We start from the raw sequence: 17,447 nt of genomic DNA, 5'->3' as shown, positions 1-17,447 counted from the left end.
TCTATATGGATTTTTTATGAATTTCAGGTAACATAACGCGCCCCGCATGGATGCGACTCTCAGCCAGTCGTCGAGATTCCCATGCGTCGTTACACCCTGCTTCTGCTTGCCCTTCTTTTATCCACTGTCGTTCATGCCGAAGCGCCGCGAACCTTCTACGCGGCGAAGAAGATCGCCTGGACCATCTATGCTGAGCGACCGGTGGATTTCTATTGCCGCTGCGCCTTCAAAGGCAAGCAGATCGACCTGGCGAGCTGTGGCTACATTCCACGCAAGCAGCCCAAGCGCGCCGCACGCGTCGAATGGGAACACATCGTTCCCGCTTGGGTGATCGGCCATCAACGTCAATGCTGGCAGCAAGGCGGACGCAAGCGCTGCACATCGACCGATCCGACTTTCAGCAAGGCCGAGGCCGATTTGCACAATCTGGTTCCGGTGGTCGGCGAGGTCAACGGAGACCGCAGCAACTACGGCTTCGGCATGCTCAGCGAGAAGCCGAGCCAGTACGGCGCTTGCCGGTTCGTAGTTAATTTCAAGCAACGCACCGCGATGCCGCCGGACTATAGCCGTGGCACCATCGCCAGAACCTATCTCTATATGAGTGAGCGCTACGGTCTGCGCCTGTCGAAACAGGACCGGCGCCTCTTCGACATATGGAATCGCCAGTACCCGGTGAGCGAGTGGGAGCGATGGCGTAACAACAGCGTCGCGTGTGTACAGGGCAATGCTAATCGCTATGTCGGTTCCGTCGACCTACGTCGCTGCGCGAAGTCGATTTCTCGCTCGGCAACGGTAGGCGGCAAACGAGGCTAGATCAGCGCGGCGTGCGTTAGCCGGAAGCTCGGTTAGCTCGGTTAGCTCGGTAGCAAGCGTTATGCTTCGCTGGAGCAAACAGCACGCATATTGCGCGCCGCCACGCGGGCACCGCATTCTCTAGCCTTGTTCGATCGGCTCGGCTCGGTGCGCTGCTGCCGGTTCCGTGCACGGCGGCTCTACAACACAATCAGACTGCGTGCCTCAAAATTCCGGAAAACGGCTGGATAAACGTCATGCTTTATCGACTCGGCGCCGATGCAGTGTTGCTTCTGCACCTGGGTTTCATCATCTTCGTGTTGTTGGGAGGCCTACTGGTCGCCTGGAAGCGCGGCTTCCTGGTGCTGCATTTTCCGGCCGTAGCGTGGGGCATTTTCGTAGAGCTGACGGGCGGCCACTGCCCTTTGACCCATTGGGAGAATCTGCTGCGGCGGCTAGCGGGCAGTGCCGGGTATGAGGCGAGCTTCGTAGAGCATTATTTGCTGCCGTTGATCTACCCGGATTGGTTGAGCGTACCCGTGCAATACCTACTGGCTTCCGTGGTGGTGCTGGCCAATGTGCTGATCTATGGCTGGTTGATGGCGCGCTGGCGGCGCAGCACCACGAAGACGCCGGGCCCGCGCTGCTAGAACTTCAATTCGAACACGTCGCCGTCGTGATACGCAGGGAATTTCTCTCGGAACACCGCCAGATCTCGTGCGCGCAATGTCGTACGGAATACGCCTTCGGAGTCACCCGCCTCCAGCACCGGATCGCCTAGATAATCCAACACCTGGCTGTCGCCGCTGTACGGATAGCCATTGCCGTCTTTTCCAACACGATTCACCGCCGCGACGTAGCAAAGATTTTCGATGGCACGAGCCGGAAGCAGCCGATTCCAGGCATTGCGGCGCGCAGCGGGCCAGTTGGCCGTATACAGCAGCAAATCGGTGTCGTGAGGATCACGGCTCCACACGGGGAAGCGCAGGTCGTAGCAGATCAACGGTCGCACACGCCAACCATTGAGCTCGAATAGCGCCTGCTGGTCGCCAGCGGTGTAGTGCTTGTGCTCGCCAGCCATGCGGAACAGATGGCGTTTGTCGTAATGCGATATCTCGCCGTTCGGTCGCGCCCAGAGTAGGCGATTGCGGTGACTGCCGTCCGCGGCCTCGATGATGACACTGCCGGTGATCACCGCGTCCATACGTGCCGCCTGCTCTCGCAGCCAGGTGTATGTCGGCCCTTCCTCCGGCTCGGCCAGCTCCGATGAATTCATCGAAAAGGCCGTGGTGAACATTTCCGGCAATACGATCAGATCGGCACCGCGCGCCTGCTCCAGCAACTCATCGAAACGCGCCCGATTGGCGCTGGCGTCCTGCCAGACGAGTGTGGTCTGGATCAGCGCCAGTTCGAGATTGGGCAAGTCGTTCAGATCGCGCATAGTCGTTCGGCTGCCTGGCGCAGCGTCTCCTCTCGTTTGGCGAAGCAGAAGCGGACCAGCCGCGATTGGGCTGGAGGCGTCTGATAAAAAACCGAAATCGGGATGCTCGCCACGCCGTGTTCACGCGTGAGCCACTCGGCCATGGCGACGTCGTCTAGATCCGGACGAATCGCCGAATAGTCGACCAGCTGGAAATAAGTGCCCGCCGCGCGAGTGAAGCTGAACCGCGACCCAGCCAGCAGATCGCAGAACAGATCCCGCTTTGCCTGGTAGAAGGCTGGCAGCTCACTCAGGTGATCAGGATGCGCGGCCATGAAGTCGGCCAGCGCCCATTGCAGCGGCGTGACGCCGGTAAAGCTGACGTATTGATGCACCTTGCGTAGTTCGGCGCTCAACGCGGCTGGCGCCACTACATAGCCAGTCTTCCAGCCAGTGACGTGGTAGGTCTTGCCGAAGGAACTGACGACGAACGCGCGCTGATACAGCTCTTCGTGACGCAACACACTGGCGTGTTCGCGGCCATCGAATACCAGATGCTCATAGACCTCATCGCTGAGCAGATAGATATCCCTGTCGCGCATCAACTCGGCCAGACGGTCCAGATCTGCGGCTTCGATCAGCGCGCCGCTCGGATTGTGCGGCGTATTCAGCACGATCATGCGGGTGCGTGGCGTGATCGTTTCGGCCAACTTCTGCCAATCGATGGTGAACTTCGGCAGGCTCAGCGGCTGATGAATGCAGATGCCACCGGCCAGTTCCACTGCCGGCTCGTAGCTGTCGTAGCAGGGATCGAAAACGATGACTTCGTCCCCCGGGCGCACCACCGCGTGAATAGCGCAGAAGATCGCCTGGGTCGCGCCCGGCGTAATGGTGACTTCGCTATCGGCGCTCACCTGCCGTCCATACAGACGTGCGACTTTCAACGCCACCTGCTCGCGTAATGCCGGCAAACCGGTCATCGGTGCGTACTGGTTATGTCCGGCCATGACGTGACGAGCCACCGCTTCGCGCAGTGCATCGGGCCCATCGAAATCCGGGAAACCTTGAGACAGATTCAGCGCACCGGTCTGAGCCGCAAGCTGCGACATGGTGGTGAAGATGGTGGTGCCGACGTTGGGCAATTTACTGATGAGCATGACGGGCTTCCAACAGGCCTGCCGTACGGGGCTTCGACAGGGGGAAACAGCATAGCCGATCAAGGCCGCTCGAGACGAGGGTGTCCAGAACGACAACCTCGGCTGTACAGTTGGTGCGACCGCGCGCAACGCCAGTCCCACAGCGCCCGTTGCCTGCTGATACTCACCAAGGAGTCCGCTATGCCTATCCAACCTGCCAGCCATTCCTGGAACGACCTGCGCGACCAGGCCGAACAGGCGCTTAGGAAGGAGCCGATCCTGGAAAGCATTGTTCAGCAGGTCGTGCTCGATCATCCGGATTTCGGCTGCGCACTCGCCTATCGCGTCAGCCGCACACTGGCAGATACGTCGGAACAAGCGAATGCGCTGTTCGACCGCTTCGCCAGCGAGCATCGAATGGCTCCGCTGCTGGGCGAAATGGCCTGGCGCGACCTGCAGGCGATCGTCAGTCGTGATCCTGCTTTCGACACCGCGCTGGAAGTGCTCCTGTTTTCCAAGGGATTCCTTTCCCTACAGGCATACCGTATCGGGCATCGGCTGCATCAACAGGATGAGCGAATGCTGGCGATGCTCATCCAGGCACGCTGCAATGAACGTCTGGGCATCGACATCAATCCGGCCAGCCGGCTGGGCAGCGGAATCATGCTCGACCACGGTACGGGAATCGTCATCGGCGAAACGGCCGAGGTGGGCGACGACGTTTCAATCCTGCAAGGCGTGACGCTGGGCGGAACCGGCAAGGAAAGCGGCGACCGTCATCCGAAGGTGCGCAGCGGAGTGCTGATCGGCGCGGGCGCGAAAGTCCTGGGCAATATTGAAATTGGCGAAGGCGCCAAAATCGGCGCGGGCAGCATCGTACTGCATCCCGTTGCGCCCCACACAACCGTGGTGGGCAACCCGGCTCGCCAGGTTGGCAAGCCGAGGCACGCACGACCAGCCCTGAATATGGACCAGTCATTCGACGAGGGCTAGGTCTGTTGCCAGTTCGTGGGCGGCCGCGCCGGAGCCTGTTTTTGTGCGAGGCAAGGCCGCGCCCGCTCCCGGCGGGCTTGCGGCATTCACTCCATCATGGAGATCGCACGAGAAGCGACGTTTAGTCGTTCCTAATGAGCGTCAAGAAACGCCGCATCGCGCAAAAACAGGCCCGGCCCGAAGGGTCGCGCGGCAAATCTCGCCAGGCGGCGTTGCGGGACTTGGCTCGGCCGCCGGCCCAGCGCATTACCTGCGTCCCACGCCTTGCGTAGCGCCGCCCGGCCTGGCGAGATTTGGCGCAGCAACGCGGCTCGCGACGAAACGGCAACCGACCCTATGGACTCAGCGCTTTTTGTCCCGGCGCTTCTTCTCGGCCTTCTTGTGGTGCGACATGAGACGGCGCTTCTTGTTTACCTGACGATCGGTAAGAGTGTTTTTCTTGCCCTCGAACGGGTTTTCACCGCCCTTGTACTCGATGCGGATCGGTGTGCCGACCAGCTTCAGAACACGCCGATAGGTATTTTCCAGATAGCGCGTATAGGACTTGGGAATCGCGTCGACCTGGTTGCCGTGAATCACGATCAGCGGCGGGTTGGCGCCCCCGAGGTGGGCATAGCGCAGCTTGATTCGACGGCCAGCGACCATCGGCGGCGCATGCTCGCGCACGGCATCTTCAAGGATCTGGGTCAGGTGGCTGGTGGGCCAACGCGTAACGGCAGAAGTGAACGAGGCCTGCACCGACTTGTACAGATTGCCAACGCCGGTACCGTGCTTGGCGGAAATGAAATGGATGTCGGCGAACTCGACGAAGAACAGCCGGCGCTCCAGTTCCTTCTTCACGTAATCCTTCTCGCCGGGCTCCATGCCGTCCCACTTGTTCAGCGCGATGACCAGCGCCCGACCGCTGTCCAGCACGAAGCCGAGCAGGTTGAGGTCATGCTCGACCACGCCTTCGCGCGCATCCATGACGAAGATCACCACGTTGGCGTCCTGGATCGCCTGCAGTGTCTTGACCACGGAGAATTTCTCCACCGCCTCGAAGATCTTGCCGCGACGCCGCACGCCTGCGGTGTCGATCAGGGTGTACTTCTCCTCGCCACGCTCGAAGGGAATATAGATGCTGTCGCGGGTGGTGCCGGCCTGGTCATACACGATGACTCGCTCTTCACCAAGCATGCGGTTGACCAGCGTCGATTTGCCGACATTGGGGCGACCGATGATGGCGATCTTGATGCCATCCTTTTCGCTCGGCCCGGGTATACGCTTGAGCTCCTCACCCTCGGCAACCGTCTCGCCCTCACCCTCGTCGCCTTCGGTTTCTTCTGCGTTGTCCTTCGGAAACGCGCCGAGCGCCTGTTCCAGCATATGGCTGATACCGCGGCCATGGGCGGCTGCGATCGGCAGCGCATCGCCGAGGCCCAACGGGCTGAATTCGGCCCGTGCGATGTCCGGATCGATGCTGTCGACCTTGTTCACCACCAGGAAGTGGCGCTTATTCATCCTGCGCAGATGCTCGGCGATCATCTGATCACCCGGTGTCATGCCGGCGCGCGCGTCGACCATGAACATCACCGCATCGGCTTCCTCCATGGCTTGCAGCGACTGTTCGGCCATCTTGGCATCGATACCTTCTTCATCCCCGGTCAGACCACCGGTATCGATAACGATATAGGTGCGGCCCTGCCATTTGGCCTCACCGTACTGGCGATCTCGGGTCAGACCGGCGTACTCCGCGACGATGGCGTCACGGCTTTTGGTCAGGCGATTGAAAAGGGTGGATTTACCGACGTTCGGGCGGCCCACCAGGGCGATTACGGGAACCATACGGCTCTCCACTGCGATATTTCAGAAAACACGAAGGCCGCTGCAAGGCAGCGGCCGGATATTAAGCGTTCCGCCCAAGCGGAACAGCAGACGAATGACCCGGGCGGTCAATCCGCCTGGCGAATAGTCAACGCGACCAGCTTCCCGCCATTGCCGTAGGCATACAGCCAGTCACCCTCGACCACAGGCCGCGCACGCACGCCATTGCTATCGATGCGAGTGCGTGCCACGAAGCGACCATCGACCTGACTCAGGAAATGCAGATAACCTTCCTTGTCGCCGACCACCACATAGCTGGAAAACACGGTTGGCGCCGATAGCTGGCGGCGAGCGAGCTCGTCGTTCGTCCAAAGCACCGTAGTCGAACGTTCATCGATTCCGATAACCGAGCCATCAGCCTGACTGAGATAGACGCTACCGTAGCCCATCGCCACACCGGACGAGGTGGAGGCATCGCGCTGCCAGAGAATACGGCCGCTTTGTAGATCCAGCGCAGCGACGCGTCCCTGGAAGGAGGCGACATACAAGGTTTCGCCGGAAAGCAGCAGACCGCCATCGATATCGACGACGCGCTCGAGTTCGGAGCGGCCTTGCGGAATAGCGACACGCTGCTCCCAGACAGGCAGACCACGACGAGTGTCCAGCGCCACGACTTTGCCGCTGGAAAGCCCGGCAATGGCCAGTTCATTGGTCAGTAGCGGAGCGCCGGTACCACGAAGAGTAAGCACCGCCGGGGAGCTTTCGTAACTCCAACGCTGCTCACCGGTGTCGATATCCAACGCGATGACACGGTCATCCTGAGTCTGAACGACCACCACGTCACCATTGACGGCGGGTGCGGCGAGAATCTCGCTGCTAACCCGACTGCGCCAACGCTCTTCTCCGGTCGAGACATCGAGCGCCAGGACTTCGCCACGCAGGGTGCCAACCAGCACCAAGCCGTAACCGGCACCCACCGCGCCGGATATCGGCATCTCCAGATCACTTTTCCAGTTGACCTTGCCGGTCATGCGATCCATCGCTACGACGAGCCCTTCGACGTCAGCGGCGAATATCTCATCACCGTAGACGACAGGTGTTAGCAGATTGTAGGTCTCACCCTGGCCTTCACCGATCGAACGATTCCATTGCTTGCTCAGCTCGATCTCGGCATCGAACTTGACCAACTCGGCGGGTTCGGGTTCTTTCTTGTCATTGCTGCTGCAACCGGCAGTCAGGACGGCCAGGGTCAGCAGTGCGGCAGTCTTCCAACGCATCAATTCATGCCTCTCCACGAGCCAGGTCGTCCAGTTTCAGCTGCAGACCGCCGATTGCGGCGTCTTGTGACAGCACTTCTTTGGCCTTGGTATAGGCAGCGTGGGCTTCGTCATACCGCCCCAGCCTGACCAGCAGATCGCCTCGCAACTCTTCACGACTGGCAGCGAATGCTTCGAGAGCCTCACCTTGCAGCAATGCGAGTCCCTCTTCAGCCTTATCCTGCGCGGCCAGAATGCGAGCGAGGCGCTGGCGGGCCAGTTCTTCGAGCGTCTTGTCAGCGGGCTTGTCCAGCACGCTCCGCAACTCTGTTGCGGCTTCATCGAGACGGCCGGACTCCACCGCCACTTTGGCTACGAAGAGGCTGCCGTACTGCGCGTACTGCGTGCCGGCAAATTCTTTCTGCAGCAGATTGCCCAGGCGCGACACTTCGGCGTTATCCACCGCACCCTCATTCAGCGCGGCATTGAGCAACTGTTGATAGACGGCCGAGGCGTTATGTGCCTGATTGAGTTGATGCTTTTGCCAGAACTGCCAACCAAACACCAGCACCAGCGCGAGTATGCCCCCCAACAGCAAAGGCTTGCCGTTACGCTGCCACCAGTCCTTGATCTGCGCCAGCTGTTCTTCTTCGGTACCCGAGGTCACACCGTCACTCCTTTCAATCGCTGAATTCAGACCTGTCCGATCAATCGAGACAGGCAGCCAGACGCTCGGGTAGAGCATCCCAGGCAATGCTTTGTTGTTCGCTGTCGTCGCGCAGCGGCTTGCAACCTACCACGCGCGCGGCCAGTTCGTCGTCACCCAGAATCAGCGCGAAACGTGCCCCGCTCTTGTCAGCCTTCTTGAACTGACTTTTGAAGCTGCCGCCGCCGGCGTTGACCAGCAGACGAAGACCAGGCAAAGCGTCACGAAGGCGTTCGGCCAGGGCCAGTGCCGCAAGCTCCGCCGGCCCGCCGAACGCACAGATGAATGCGTGCGCCGGCTGGTTGAGCTCTTCCGGGACCAGCTCAAGCGTTTCCAGCAGCAGCACCAGGCGCTCGATACCCATTGCAAAGCCCACGCCCGGCGTTGGCTTACCGCCAAACTGGCTGACCAGGCCGTCGTAGCGGCCACCCGCACACACCGTGCCTTGCGACCCCAGTTTATCGGTCACCCACTCGAATACGGTGCGGCCGTAGTAATCCAGGCCACGGACAAGCTTCGGATTGATCTCATAGGCGATTCCTGCCGCTTCGAGGCGGGCCTTGAGCCCTTCGAAATGAATACGCGACTCGTCGTCCAGGTAGTCATGCAATGTCGGCGCATCAGCCAGCAAAGCCTGAGTCTGAGCGTTCTTGCTATCCAGAATGCGCAAGGGATTACTGGTCAAACGGCGCTGGCTGTCTTCGTCTAGCTGTTCGAAATGCTGCTGCAGATAAGCGACAAGGGCATCTCGATAGGTTGCGCGCGCCTCGCTGGAGCCCAGGCTGTTCAGCTGCAGCGTGACCGCATCGGACATGCCGAGCTTCTTCCACAGTCGGGCCGTGAGTACGATCAATTCGGCATCGACGTCGGGGCCGGGCTGATTGAACACCTCCACGCCAATCTGGTGGAACTGACGATAGCGGCCCTTCTGCGGCTTCTCATAACGGAACATCGGACCGGCATACCAGAGTTTCTGTACCTGACCGCCACCGGTCATGCCATGTTCGAGCACGGCGCGGACGCAGCCGGCCGTGCCCTCGGGGCGCAGGGTCAGCGACTCTTCGTTACGATCGAGGAAGGTGTACATCTCCTTATCGACCACATCGGTTCCCTCGCCGATGCCGCGGGCGAACAGGTCGGTGAACTCGAGGATGGGCAGGCGGATCTCGCTGTAACCATAGCTGTCGAGCAGACGCGCAAAGGTCGATTCCAGATAGCGCCACACCGGCGTCTGCGCCGGCAGAATATCGTTCATGCCACGAATGGCTTGCAGGGACTTGCTCAATTCGGTTCCTTAATCAGCCACGCACAATCAGAGCGGCGTCGGCCTCGGCCTTCTCGCTGGCCTTGCGACGAATCAGCTGTTCCAACTCGTCGACCAGATTTTCGTTGTTCAGCTTCTGCGCCGGCTTGCCGTCGATATAGATGAGGTTGTTGGGCGTGCCGCCGGTCAGACCGATATGCGCTTCCTTGGCTTCTCCGGGACCGTTCACGACGCAACCAATCACCGCCACGTCCATCGGCACCAGCAAATCGTCCAACCGCCCTTCGAGTTCGTTCATGGTCTTGACCACATCGAAGTTCTGCCGCGAGCAGCTCGGGCAGGCGATGAAGTTGATGCCACGCGAACGCAGACGCAGCGATTTGAGGATATCGAAACCGACCTTGATTTCTTCCACCGGGTCGGCCGCAAGCGAAATACGGATGGTGTCGCCGATGCCTTCGGCCAGCAGCATGCCCAGCCCTACCGCAGACTTCACCGTCCCGGAGCGCAAGCCACCTGCTTCAGTGATGCCCAGGTGCAACGGCTGCTCGATCTTGTCTGCCAGCAGCCGGTACGCGGCAACGGCCATGAACACATCGGAAGCCTTTACGCTGACCTTGAAGTCTGGGAAGTTCAGCCGGTCGAGATGCTCGACATGGCGCAAAGCCGATTCCACCAATGCCTCGGGTGTCGGCTCGCCGTATTTTTTCTGCAGGTCTTTTTCCAGCGACCCGGCATTAACGCCAATGCGGATCGGGATTCCGCGGTCGCGTGCGGCTTCGACCACGGCCCGCACACGATCTTCCCGACCGATGTTGCCGGGGTTGATGCGCAGGCAGTCGACGCCAAGCTCAGCGACCCGCAGGGCAATCTGATAGTCGAAATGGATGTCTGCCACCAGCGGCAAACCGACGCGCTGCTTGATCTTGCCGAACGCCTCAGCCGCATCCATCGAGGGCACGGAGACCCGAACGATGTCCGCACCCGCATCCTGCAGCCGCTGGATCTGTGCGACAGTCGCGTCGACGTCGCAGGTTTCGGTATTGGTCATACTCTGCACGGCGATAGGCGCGTCGCCACCGACCGGTACGCCGCCAACCCAAATCTTTCGGGTGTGGCGGCGCTTGATGGGGGATTCACTGTGCATAATTACGGTCCGAGCTTGAGGCGCGCGGTCTCGCCACGCGTTTTGCCAGAAAGATTGACGGCTTCCCCGTTGAAGCTGACTTGCACACCGGAGGCAAAGCCCAGGTGCAGGTCCAGCGGGGTCTCGCCAACCAAAGTGCGACTGCTGCCAGCCTTTTCCAACCCGCTGTAAAGTACCTTGCCGTTCGCATCGGTTACTCGGGTCCAGCAGTCAGCGGTGTACTCAAGCGTCAGGCGGCCTTCTCCCGGCACGATCGACTCCGCTTCGGCCACTGGAGCCACTGCAACATCGGCTGATTGGGCAGGCGCCGCGGATACTTCAGCGGAAGAAACAGGCTCGCCCTGCTCCGCAGGTGCTTCAATAGGCATCTCGGCAGGCATCTCGGCTGCCGGCTGCTGGTCCGACGCGAGGGTTACAGTTTCAGAGCTTTGCCCTTGGTCACTCACCGTAGGCGGCACTGAATCGGTCGGCTCGTCGATAGCAAGCTCAACCGGATCCTCGGCTCGATCCAGCAAATGAATCTCAGTGGTACCGTCGGCCGCCTCGACCTCGATCCGCTCCAGTGCCGTGACCGATGGGCCGGACTCGTTACGAGCCGATCGGTCCTGCCACCAGAAAAAAGCGCCGGCGCCAATTACAAGCGTCAGAAGAAACGTGAAGAAGCGCACCATGCTGCGCGACAAGCGCACGGGCTGATCAATGTGACCCAGGCTGTTGACGCTGCTACCACTCGCATCCGTACCAGTATGCTGATCGAACTGCTGCACTAACAGAGCCTGATCCAGCCCCAGGAGCTTGGCATATGCCCGAACGTAGCCGCGCGCAAAAGTATGGCCAGGCAGCTGACTGAAATCACCGGCCTCGATCTGGATGAGCGAGCGCTCCGACAGATTGAGCTGCTTCGCCACCGAAGAAAGCGACCAGTCCTTGCTTTCCCGCGCGGCGCGGAGCGTCTCGCCTGGGTTGGCCAGTGTCGGGGCAGCGGCTTCTGAATGTGGCGCTATCATCGTTGCTCCGAAAGAAACTGTTGATATTCAGGCGTACCTGGGTACAGGCGCTTGAGTTGCAGGCCGAGGCTTGCTGCCTGATCCCGGTCCTGATGAATCCTTGCCAGACGAATACCCAGCAGCAAACTGCGGGCGTTTTGCTCGGAAAGACTACTGAATCCGTCGTAATAACGTTTTGCCGGCACGTACTGCTGGGCCTCGTAGGCCAATAGTGCAAGTTCGAGAAGAGCCCGTGGCTGACGGCTGTCGAGGCGAAGAGCGCGGGTGAAATAGGCTTCGGCCTGCTCGCGCTGGCCGAGCTTCAGCGCAGTCATGCCCATGTTCTGGAAGACATGCGAGCGCTCGGGGTAGAGGTTATCCTCGGACGCTTTCGCAAAACGCTCCATGGCTTCTTGATAACGCTTCTGCTCGAACAGGAAACTGCCGTAGTTGTTCAGGATACGTGCATCGTTGCGGCTGGATAGTGCCTTACGGTAATGCTCGTCGGCCAACTGGTATTCCATCTCGTTCTGAAATACGAGAGCCAGCGCCGCATGGGCGTCCGCACTACCTGGATCCAGCTCGAGCGCCTTACGCAGCGGCGTCTTGGCACGCGAGCCTTCACCTTGCTGCAAATAGCCGATGCCAAGCTGAATATAGGCATCTCGCGCTTCGTTGCGCCCTTCAGAGGTTTGCAACGGATTACCCGTCCCGGAAGATACACAGCCAGCCATGAAGCCGGCAAAGACAAACAGCAGCGCAACGCGCACGGTCATCAGCAATATCCCCTCCTCAGGAACGGTTGGAAGCAACGGACGCCGTCACTGGCTCGGATTGCAACTCGCGCACCGCGATATAGCGCTCGCTACGACGCGTCCGATCCATCACCTGACCCACCAGCTGGCCGCAGGCTGCATCGATATCTTCGCCGCGAGTGGTACGCACCGTTACATTGTGCCCAGCTTTATGCAGGATGTCCTGGAAACGGCGGATGGCGTTGTTGCTCGGCCTCTCATATCCGGAATGCGGGAAGGGGTTGAAAGGGATCAAATTGATCTTGCAGGGGATTTTCGCCAGCAACGCGATCATTTGCTCGGCATGCTCGGGCTGATCGTTGACACCTTGCAAAAGCGTGTACTCGATGGTGAGCACGCGCTTCTCACCCAGATTCGAGATATAGCGCTGGCAAGCAGCAAGCAGCATCTCCAATGGGTACTTCTTGTTGATAGGCACCAACTGGTCACGCAGCGCATCGTTCGGCGCATGCAGCGACAGCGCCAGCGACACGTCGATGACTTTGGAGAGTTCATCGATCATCGGTACGACACCAGATGTCGAGAGCGTCACCTTGCGCTTGGAAATGCCATATCCCAGATCATCCATCATGATCTGCATGGCGGCGACGACGTTGTCGAAGTTCAGCAAAGGCTCGCCCATGCCCATCATCACCACGTTAGTGATGGCGCGATCGACTTTCGCCGGTATGGTGCCGAACGACTTGTTAGCAATCCACACCTGACCGATCACCTCGGCGGCCGTGAGGTTGCTGTTGAAACCTTGTTTGCCGGTAGAGCAGAAACTGCAGTCCAGCGCGCAGCCAGCCTGCGAAGAGACGCACAGCGTGCCCCGCCCGTTCTGCGGAATGTATACGGTTTCGACACAACTGCCCGAGGCGACGCGAACCACCCACTTGCGGGTGCCATCGCTGGAAATGTCCTCGCTGACGATTTCCGGGCCGCGTATCTCGGCAGAGGCCTTGAGCTTTTCGCGCAGGGCCTTGCCGATATTGCTCATGGCGTCGAAATCATCGACGCCAAAGTGGTGAATCCACTTCATGACCTGACCGGCACGGAAGCGCTTCTCCCCAATTGAATCGAAGAAGCTTTCCAACTGAGGCTGGGTCAGCCCCAGCAGGTTTACTTTACCGGTCGTAACAGTCATTTGAATTCACCTTCGCCTGATCAGCGAATGCGGGCACACACTTCGGTGGCGGAGAAGAAATAGGCGATTTCGCGAGCAGCGGACGCTTCGGAGTCAGAACCGTGAACGGCGTTCTCGTCGATGGAGACAGCGAAATCTGCGCGGATAGTGCCCGGAGCGGCTTCCTTCGGGTTGGTGGCACCCATCAGCTCACGGTTCTTGGCGATGGCGTCTTCACCTTCCAGCACCTGAACGATGACAGGGCCGGAAACCATGAAAGCAACCAAATCCTTGAAGAAGCCACGCTCGCTGTGCTCGGCATAGAAACCGCCAGCTTCACGCTCGGACAGTTGGACCATCTTCGAAGCGACGACGCGCAGACCAGCCTTCTCAAAACGGGAGGTGATTTCACCGATTACGTTCTTGGCGACAGCGTCAGGCTTGATGATGGAAAAAGTGCGTTGCAGGGCCATTTGAAAACTCCAGAAATCGACAGGTTAAAGCAAACGAGTAAACCCGCGAATTATACGCGGGTCGGGAAGGAAAATATAAGAGCGCTGGAGGAGCGGAAGACGATAACAGCGCTGGAAGCTTGAATGCCAAACGGACGCCTCAAGCACCGTAGGTTGGGCTTCAGCCCACCAGAGCCCTGTCGGTGTGGCTGGAGCCTACCTTACCCAAAAGCTTGCAACTGCTGCTGATCTAGATTTCTTCGATCCAGGCAGCCTGTATGGCTTCGAGCACCTTCTCGCCACCGCGATTCGGATCGTCCGAGAAATCCGGCAGCTCAACCACCCAACGATGCAGCTCGACGAAATTCACATAGCGAGGATCCACATCCGGTTTGCATTCGGCCAGTTCGATTGCGATGTCCAGCACATCGGCCCATTTAAGCGCCATGGTTCACCTCGCCTTCAATGGCCTTCGGAAACTTGATTGATGGTGTACTTCGGAATCTCGACCACCAGATCGGCATCCGCAACGGCGGCCTGACAGGACAGCCGAGAGTTGGGCTCGAGTCCCCAGGCCTTGTCCAGCATGTCGTCTTCCAGCTCATCGGAAGCTTCCAGAGAGGCAAATCCTTCACGGATCACAACGTGGCAGGTGGTACATGCACAGGATTTTTCACAGGCATGCTCAATATCGATACCGTTTCGCAGCGCGGCATCGAGCACCGTTTCACCGGGCTGCGCATCCACCACAGCCCCTTCCGGACAATGATCGGCATGGGGCAGGAAAACAATCTGCGGCATCTGGGTCATTCCTCGATATCGTTAAGCCGCCGTCCAGCCAGTGCAGCCTTGACGGTGGAATCTAGCCTGCGCGCGGCAAAGGCATCGGTAATCTGGCTCAGGCGCTTGATTTGGCGCTCGATGGCAATGCCGTCGTGACTATCAAGCAGCTCACGCAGCGCCTGCATCTGCGATTCGATCGCGACGCGCTCCTCATCGCTGAGCAGACGGTCGCCATCTGCAGCCAAGGCAGCGTCGACCGCCTCGAGCAGCCGCTGCGCATCGACCAGCTGTTCACGTAGCGCCCGAGCGGCCTTGTCTTCGCCGGCCTTGTTAAAAGAATCTTCCAGCATGCGGGTGATTTCGCCATCGGTCAGCCCATACGAGGGCTTCACCTGAATGCTCGACTCGACACCGGATGCCAATTCACGAGCCGATACGCTGAGCAGCCCGTCGGCATCGACCTGAAAGGTCACGCGAATCTTCGCCGCGCCCGCCACCATCGAAGGTATGCCACGCAACTCGAAGCGAGCCAGCGAGCGGCAGTCGGCGATCAGCTCGCGCTCCCCCTGCAGGACGTGAATCATCATGGCCGACTGACCATCCTTGTAGGTGGTGAATTCCTGCGCACGCGCAACCGGGATCGTGGTGTTGCGCGGGATAATCTTCTCCATCAGACCACCCATGGTCTCCAGCCCCAGAGACAACGGGATCACGTCGAGCAGCAGAAGCTCCTCGCCATCACGATTGTTGCCTGCAAGGGTTTCGGCCTGGATCGCCGCGCCGATGGCAACGACCTGATCGGGATCGATATCGGTCAGCGGATCTCGACCGAACATCTCGCCAACCCGTTCACGGACTCTCGGCACCCGAGTGGAGCCGCCGACCATGACTACAGCATGAACATCTTCCAACTCGACAGCCGAATCCCGTAACGCGCGCCGGCAGGACTTAAGGCTGCGAGCAATCATCGGATCGATGAGCTCGTTGAAGGTCGCGCGCGTCAGAACGCCCTGCCAACCGCCATAACGCACCTCGACGGACTCGGCATCGCTGAGCCGCTCCTTGGTGTCACAGGCGACTTTTAATAATGCGCGCTGCGCGCCTGGATCTAGATCCGCGGATGCCCCCGCCTGGGCGAGAATCCAGCCGGCGACCGCATGGTCGAAGTCATCACCGCCAAGCGCGGTATCACCCCCGGTCGCCAGCACCTCGAACACACCTTTCGTCAGGCGCAGAATAGAGATATCGAAGGTCCCGCCACCCAGATCATAGATAGCCACGACGCCCTCGGCCTCGCGATCAAGACCATAAGCAACGGCAGCGGCGGTCGGCTCGTTGAGTAAACGCAGCACATTGAGATTGGCCAGCCGCGCGGCGTCTTTAGTGGCTTGCCGTTGCGCATCATCGAAATACGCCGGAACCGTGACCACAGCGCCAACCAGCTCGCCACCCAGCACGGCTTCAGCGCGCTCGCGCAAGGCGCGAAGAATTTCGGCAGATACCTCAACCGGACTCTTAGCGCCCTGAACCGTCTCGATAAACGGCATCTGCGATTGCCCTTCGCTGAACCGATAAGGCAACTGCTCACCGAGCTGTTTCACATCGCCTATACCGCGGCCCAACAGACGCTTGACCGACACAATGGTATTCAACGGGTCACTGGCGGCCGCCCCCTTAGCTGCGCGCCCCACCTCAACGCGATCAGCGTGATAACGCACCGCGGAAGGCAGAATCACCTCGCCGTCGGCGTCGGCCAGTGGCGAAGTAACGCCACTGCGCAGGGCCGCCACGAGAGAATTGGTGGTTCCGAGATCGATGCCAACTGCCAGGCGGCGCTGGTGAGGCTGCGGGCTTTGTCCGGGTTCAGCTATCTGAAGTAAGGCCATGTCTGTCTGATATCGGGCGCAGCGCCTGGCGCTACGCGGGGTTAATCGTCGAGGCGCTCTTCCAACTGGCGCACTTCCTGCGACAGCTTGTCGAGAAACTGCATTCGGCGCACCAGCCGTTCCGCCTCCTCGCGCTGCGATTCATCGCGCCATATGTGGGCGAACGAATCATTGAGATGCTGCTGAGCGGCTTTCAGGCGAGCCTTGAAGGACACGACGCCATCGAGATCCCCATCGTCATACAACTCTTCGAGCTCTTCTCGCCACTGCATCTGCTGCATCAGAAAGGCGGAATCTTGGACGGTAGCCTCAAGCGGCATATCTCGCCCCTCCAGCGTCAGCAGATAACGGGCCCGGCGCGACGGGCTTTTCAACGTCTGATAGGCCTCGTTCAGATTCGCCGAGCGCTCTATGGCGTAACGCTGCTCTTTCTCTCCAGCATCAGCGAACCGATCCGGATGAACCTTGCGTGCAAGCTCGCGATAACGGGACGAGAGCGCCTCGACATCAATATCGAAAGCCGGCTGCAACTCGAACAGCGCGTAGTGACAGAGAGTTCCCACAGCGTCCTCAGATGTTGAAGCTCTCGCCGCAGCCGCATTCGCCGCGCACGTTGGGATTATTGAACTTGAAGCCTTCGTTCAGCCCTTCCCGAACGAAGTCGAGCTCTGTGCCGTCGAGGTACACGAGACTTTTCGGATCGATGATGACCTTCACGCCGTGACTGTCGAACACCGAGTCCTCTACTGCCGCCTCGTCAACGAACTCGAGCACATAGGCCAGACCGGAACACCCGGTGGTGCGCACACCCAATCGGACGCCCAACCCTTTGCCGCGCCCTTCGAGGGAGCGACGTACGTGATTGGCAGCAGCGGCTGTCATGCTGATAGCCATCGATACCTC

19 protein-coding genes are annotated in these 17,447 nt (G+C 59.9%); 3 read left to right on the top strand and 16 right to left on the bottom strand.

The genetic code is table 11. The annotated features are described in order from the left end of the window. Nucleotides 1–81 precede the first annotated feature (81 nt). Together NA647_RS10070 and NA647_RS10065 are read left to right on the top strand one after the other, a co-directional pair. Nucleotides 82–813 carry an endonuclease gene (locus NA647_RS10070; protein ID WP_256057554.1) on the top strand — a complete coding sequence of 244 codons (732 nt, stop codon included), beginning with the start codon at nt 82–84 and terminating at the stop codon, nt 811–813. A gap of 236 nt (nt 814–1,049) precedes the next feature. Next, nucleotides 1,050–1,442 carry a DUF2784 domain-containing protein gene (locus NA647_RS10065; RefSeq protein ID WP_256057553.1) on the top strand — a complete coding sequence of 131 codons (393 nt, stop codon included), beginning with the start codon at nt 1,050–1,052 and terminating at the stop codon, nt 1,440–1,442. On the opposite strand, the gene NA647_RS10060 is transcribed toward NA647_RS10065, so the two are convergent. Together NA647_RS10060 and NA647_RS10055 are read right to left on the bottom strand one after the other, a co-directional pair. Further along, nucleotides 1,439–2,233, bottom strand: coding sequence for an amidohydrolase (locus NA647_RS10060; protein ID WP_256057552.1), 795 nt, complete (start codon nt 2,231–2,233; stop codon nt 1,439–1,441). The genes NA647_RS10065 and NA647_RS10060 overlap by 4 nt on opposite strands. After that, nucleotides 2,221–3,369, bottom strand: coding sequence for a pyridoxal phosphate-dependent aminotransferase (locus NA647_RS10055; RefSeq protein WP_256057551.1), 1,149 nt, complete (start codon nt 3,367–3,369; stop codon nt 2,221–2,223). Before NA647_RS10055 ends, NA647_RS10060 begins: the two co-directional genes overlap by 13 nt. Before the next feature lie 180 nt (nt 3,370–3,549). On the opposite strand from NA647_RS10055, the gene cysE reads away from it, so the two are divergent. Next, a complete protein-coding gene (cysE, locus tag NA647_RS10050; RefSeq protein WP_256057550.1) occupies nt 3,550–4,341 on the top strand; it encodes a serine O-acetyltransferase in 792 nt (263 codons plus the stop codon). A gap of 342 nt (nt 4,342–4,683) precedes the next feature. Here the strand turns inward: cysE and der are convergent, their stop codons facing one another. From der to iscA, 14 genes are all read right to left on the bottom strand, one after another. After that, nucleotides 4,684–6,165 carry a ribosome biogenesis GTPase Der gene (gene der / locus NA647_RS10045; protein WP_256057549.1) on the bottom strand — a complete coding sequence of 494 codons (1,482 nt, stop codon included), beginning with the start codon at nt 6,163–6,165 and terminating at the stop codon, nt 4,684–4,686. Nucleotides 6,166–6,272: 107 nt separating this feature from the next. After that, a complete protein-coding gene (gene bamB, locus NA647_RS10040) occupies nt 6,273–7,421 on the bottom strand; it encodes an outer membrane protein assembly factor BamB (RefSeq protein ID WP_256057548.1) in 1,149 nt (382 codons plus the stop codon). A gap of 4 nt (nt 7,422–7,425) precedes the next feature. Further along, nucleotides 7,426–8,067, bottom strand: a complete 642-nt coding sequence (locus NA647_RS10035) for a YfgM family protein (RefSeq protein ID WP_256057547.1) — start codon at nt 8,065–8,067, stop codon at nt 7,426–7,428. 40 nt (nt 8,068–8,107) lie between these two features. Beyond that, on the bottom strand, nt 8,108–9,391 hold the full coding sequence (gene hisS, locus NA647_RS10030) for a histidine--tRNA ligase (RefSeq protein ID WP_256057546.1): 1,284 nt from the start codon (nt 9,389–9,391) through the stop codon (nt 8,108–8,110). 13 nt (nt 9,392–9,404) lie between these two features. Then, nucleotides 9,405–10,517, bottom strand: coding sequence for a flavodoxin-dependent (E)-4-hydroxy-3-methylbut-2-enyl-diphosphate synthase (gene ispG, locus NA647_RS10025; RefSeq protein WP_256057545.1), 1,113 nt, complete (start codon nt 10,515–10,517; stop codon nt 9,405–9,407). 2 nt (nt 10,518–10,519) lie between these two features. Next, a complete protein-coding gene (locus NA647_RS10020) occupies nt 10,520–11,524 on the bottom strand; it encodes a RodZ domain-containing protein (RefSeq protein WP_256057544.1) in 1,005 nt (334 codons plus the stop codon). Further along, nucleotides 11,521–12,279: a type IV pilus biogenesis/stability protein PilW gene (pilW, locus tag NA647_RS10015; RefSeq protein WP_256057543.1), complete on the bottom strand. Its 759-nt coding sequence runs from the start codon at nt 12,277–12,279 to the stop codon at nt 11,521–11,523. Before pilW ends, NA647_RS10020 begins: the two co-directional genes overlap by 4 nt. Nucleotides 12,280–12,295: 16 nt before the next feature. Then, entirely contained in the window at nt 12,296–13,444 is a 1,149-nt protein-coding gene (rlmN, locus tag NA647_RS10010) for a 23S rRNA (adenine(2503)-C(2))-methyltransferase RlmN (protein WP_131651199.1), read from the bottom strand. A gap of 20 nt (nt 13,445–13,464) precedes the next feature. Next, nucleotides 13,465–13,896, bottom strand: coding sequence for a nucleoside-diphosphate kinase (gene ndk, locus NA647_RS10005; protein WP_021209485.1), 432 nt, complete (start codon nt 13,894–13,896; stop codon nt 13,465–13,467). Nucleotides 13,897–14,125: 229 nt separating this feature from the next. Further along, nucleotides 14,126–14,323, bottom strand: coding sequence for a Fe-S cluster assembly protein IscX (gene iscX, locus NA647_RS10000; protein WP_131651198.1), 198 nt, complete (start codon nt 14,321–14,323; stop codon nt 14,126–14,128). Between the two features lie 14 nt (nt 14,324–14,337). Beyond that, the gene (fdx, locus tag NA647_RS09995; protein ID WP_256057542.1) at nt 14,338–14,676 is read right to left on the bottom strand and encodes an ISC system 2Fe-2S type ferredoxin; all 339 of its coding nucleotides are present in this window, start codon (nt 14,674–14,676) and stop codon (nt 14,338–14,340) included. A 5-nt stretch (nt 14,677–14,681) separates the two neighbouring features. Continuing rightward, nucleotides 14,682–16,544, bottom strand: a complete 1,863-nt coding sequence (gene hscA, locus NA647_RS09990) for a Fe-S protein assembly chaperone HscA (RefSeq protein ID WP_256057541.1) — start codon at nt 16,542–16,544, stop codon at nt 14,682–14,684. Between the two features lie 41 nt (nt 16,545–16,585). Then, complete coding sequence (hscB, locus tag NA647_RS09985; RefSeq protein ID WP_256057540.1) at nt 16,586–17,107, bottom strand: co-chaperone HscB; 522 nt, start codon at nt 17,105–17,107, stop codon at nt 16,586–16,588. Between the two features lie 7 nt (nt 17,108–17,114). Continuing rightward, complete coding sequence (gene iscA, locus NA647_RS09980) at nt 17,115–17,438, bottom strand: iron-sulfur cluster assembly protein IscA (protein ID WP_131651195.1); 324 nt, start codon at nt 17,436–17,438, stop codon at nt 17,115–17,117. Nucleotides 17,439–17,447: the final 9 nt, after the last annotated feature.

This window comes from Stutzerimonas stutzeri (assembly GCF_024448985.1).
Taxonomy (GTDB): domain Bacteria; phylum Pseudomonadota; class Gammaproteobacteria; order Pseudomonadales; family Pseudomonadaceae; genus Stutzerimonas; species Stutzerimonas stutzeri_AP.
Note: the sequence above shows the minus strand (reverse complement) of the source record. Positions and strands in the feature narration are given on the sequence as shown.

Excerpts from the sequence above, each read along its gene's own strand:
- NA647_RS10070 (WP_256057554.1), top strand. The coding sequence starts at position 82 with ATGCGTCGTTACACCCTGCTTCTGCTTGCCCTTCTTTTATCCACTGTC.
- NA647_RS10065 (WP_256057553.1), top strand. The coding sequence starts at position 1,050 with ATGCTTTATCGACTCGGCGCCGATGCAGTGTTGCTTCTGCACCTGGGT.
- NA647_RS10060 (WP_256057552.1), bottom strand. The coding sequence starts at position 2,233 with ATGCGCGATCTGAACGACTTGCCCAATCTCGAACTGGCGCTGATCCAG.
- NA647_RS10055 (WP_256057551.1), bottom strand. The coding sequence starts at position 3,369 with ATGCTCATCAGTAAATTGCCCAACGTCGGCACCACCATCTTCACCACC.
- cysE (WP_256057550.1), top strand. The coding sequence starts at position 3,550 with ATGCCTATCCAACCTGCCAGCCATTCCTGGAACGACCTGCGCGACCAG.
- der (WP_256057549.1), bottom strand. The coding sequence starts at position 6,165 with ATGGTTCCCGTAATCGCCCTGGTGGGCCGCCCGAACGTCGGTAAATCC.
- bamB (WP_256057548.1), bottom strand. The coding sequence starts at position 7,421 with ATGCGTTGGAAGACTGCCGCACTGCTGACCCTGGCCGTCCTGACTGCC.
- ispG (WP_256057545.1), bottom strand. The coding sequence starts at position 10,517 with ATGCACAGTGAATCCCCCATCAAGCGCCGCCACACCCGAAAGATTTGG.
- NA647_RS10020 (WP_256057544.1), bottom strand. The coding sequence starts at position 11,524 with ATGATAGCGCCACATTCAGAAGCCGCTGCCCCGACACTGGCCAACCCA.
- pilW (WP_256057543.1), bottom strand. The coding sequence starts at position 12,279 with ATGACCGTGCGCGTTGCGCTGCTGTTTGTCTTTGCCGGCTTCATGGCT.
- rlmN (WP_131651199.1), bottom strand. The coding sequence starts at position 13,444 with ATGACTGTTACGACCGGTAAAGTAAACCTGCTGGGGCTGACCCAGCCT.
- ndk (WP_021209485.1), bottom strand. The coding sequence starts at position 13,896 with ATGGCCCTGCAACGCACTTTTTCCATCATCAAGCCTGACGCTGTCGCC.
- iscX (WP_131651198.1), bottom strand. The coding sequence starts at position 14,323 with ATGGCGCTTAAATGGGCCGATGTGCTGGACATCGCAATCGAACTGGCC.
- fdx (WP_256057542.1), bottom strand. The coding sequence starts at position 14,676 with ATGCCGCAGATTGTTTTCCTGCCCCATGCCGATCATTGTCCGGAAGGG.
- hscA (WP_256057541.1), bottom strand. The coding sequence starts at position 16,544 with ATGGCCTTACTTCAGATAGCTGAACCCGGACAAAGCCCGCAGCCTCAC.
- iscA (WP_131651195.1), bottom strand. The coding sequence starts at position 17,438 with ATGGCTATCAGCATGACAGCCGCTGCTGCCAATCACGTACGTCGCTCC.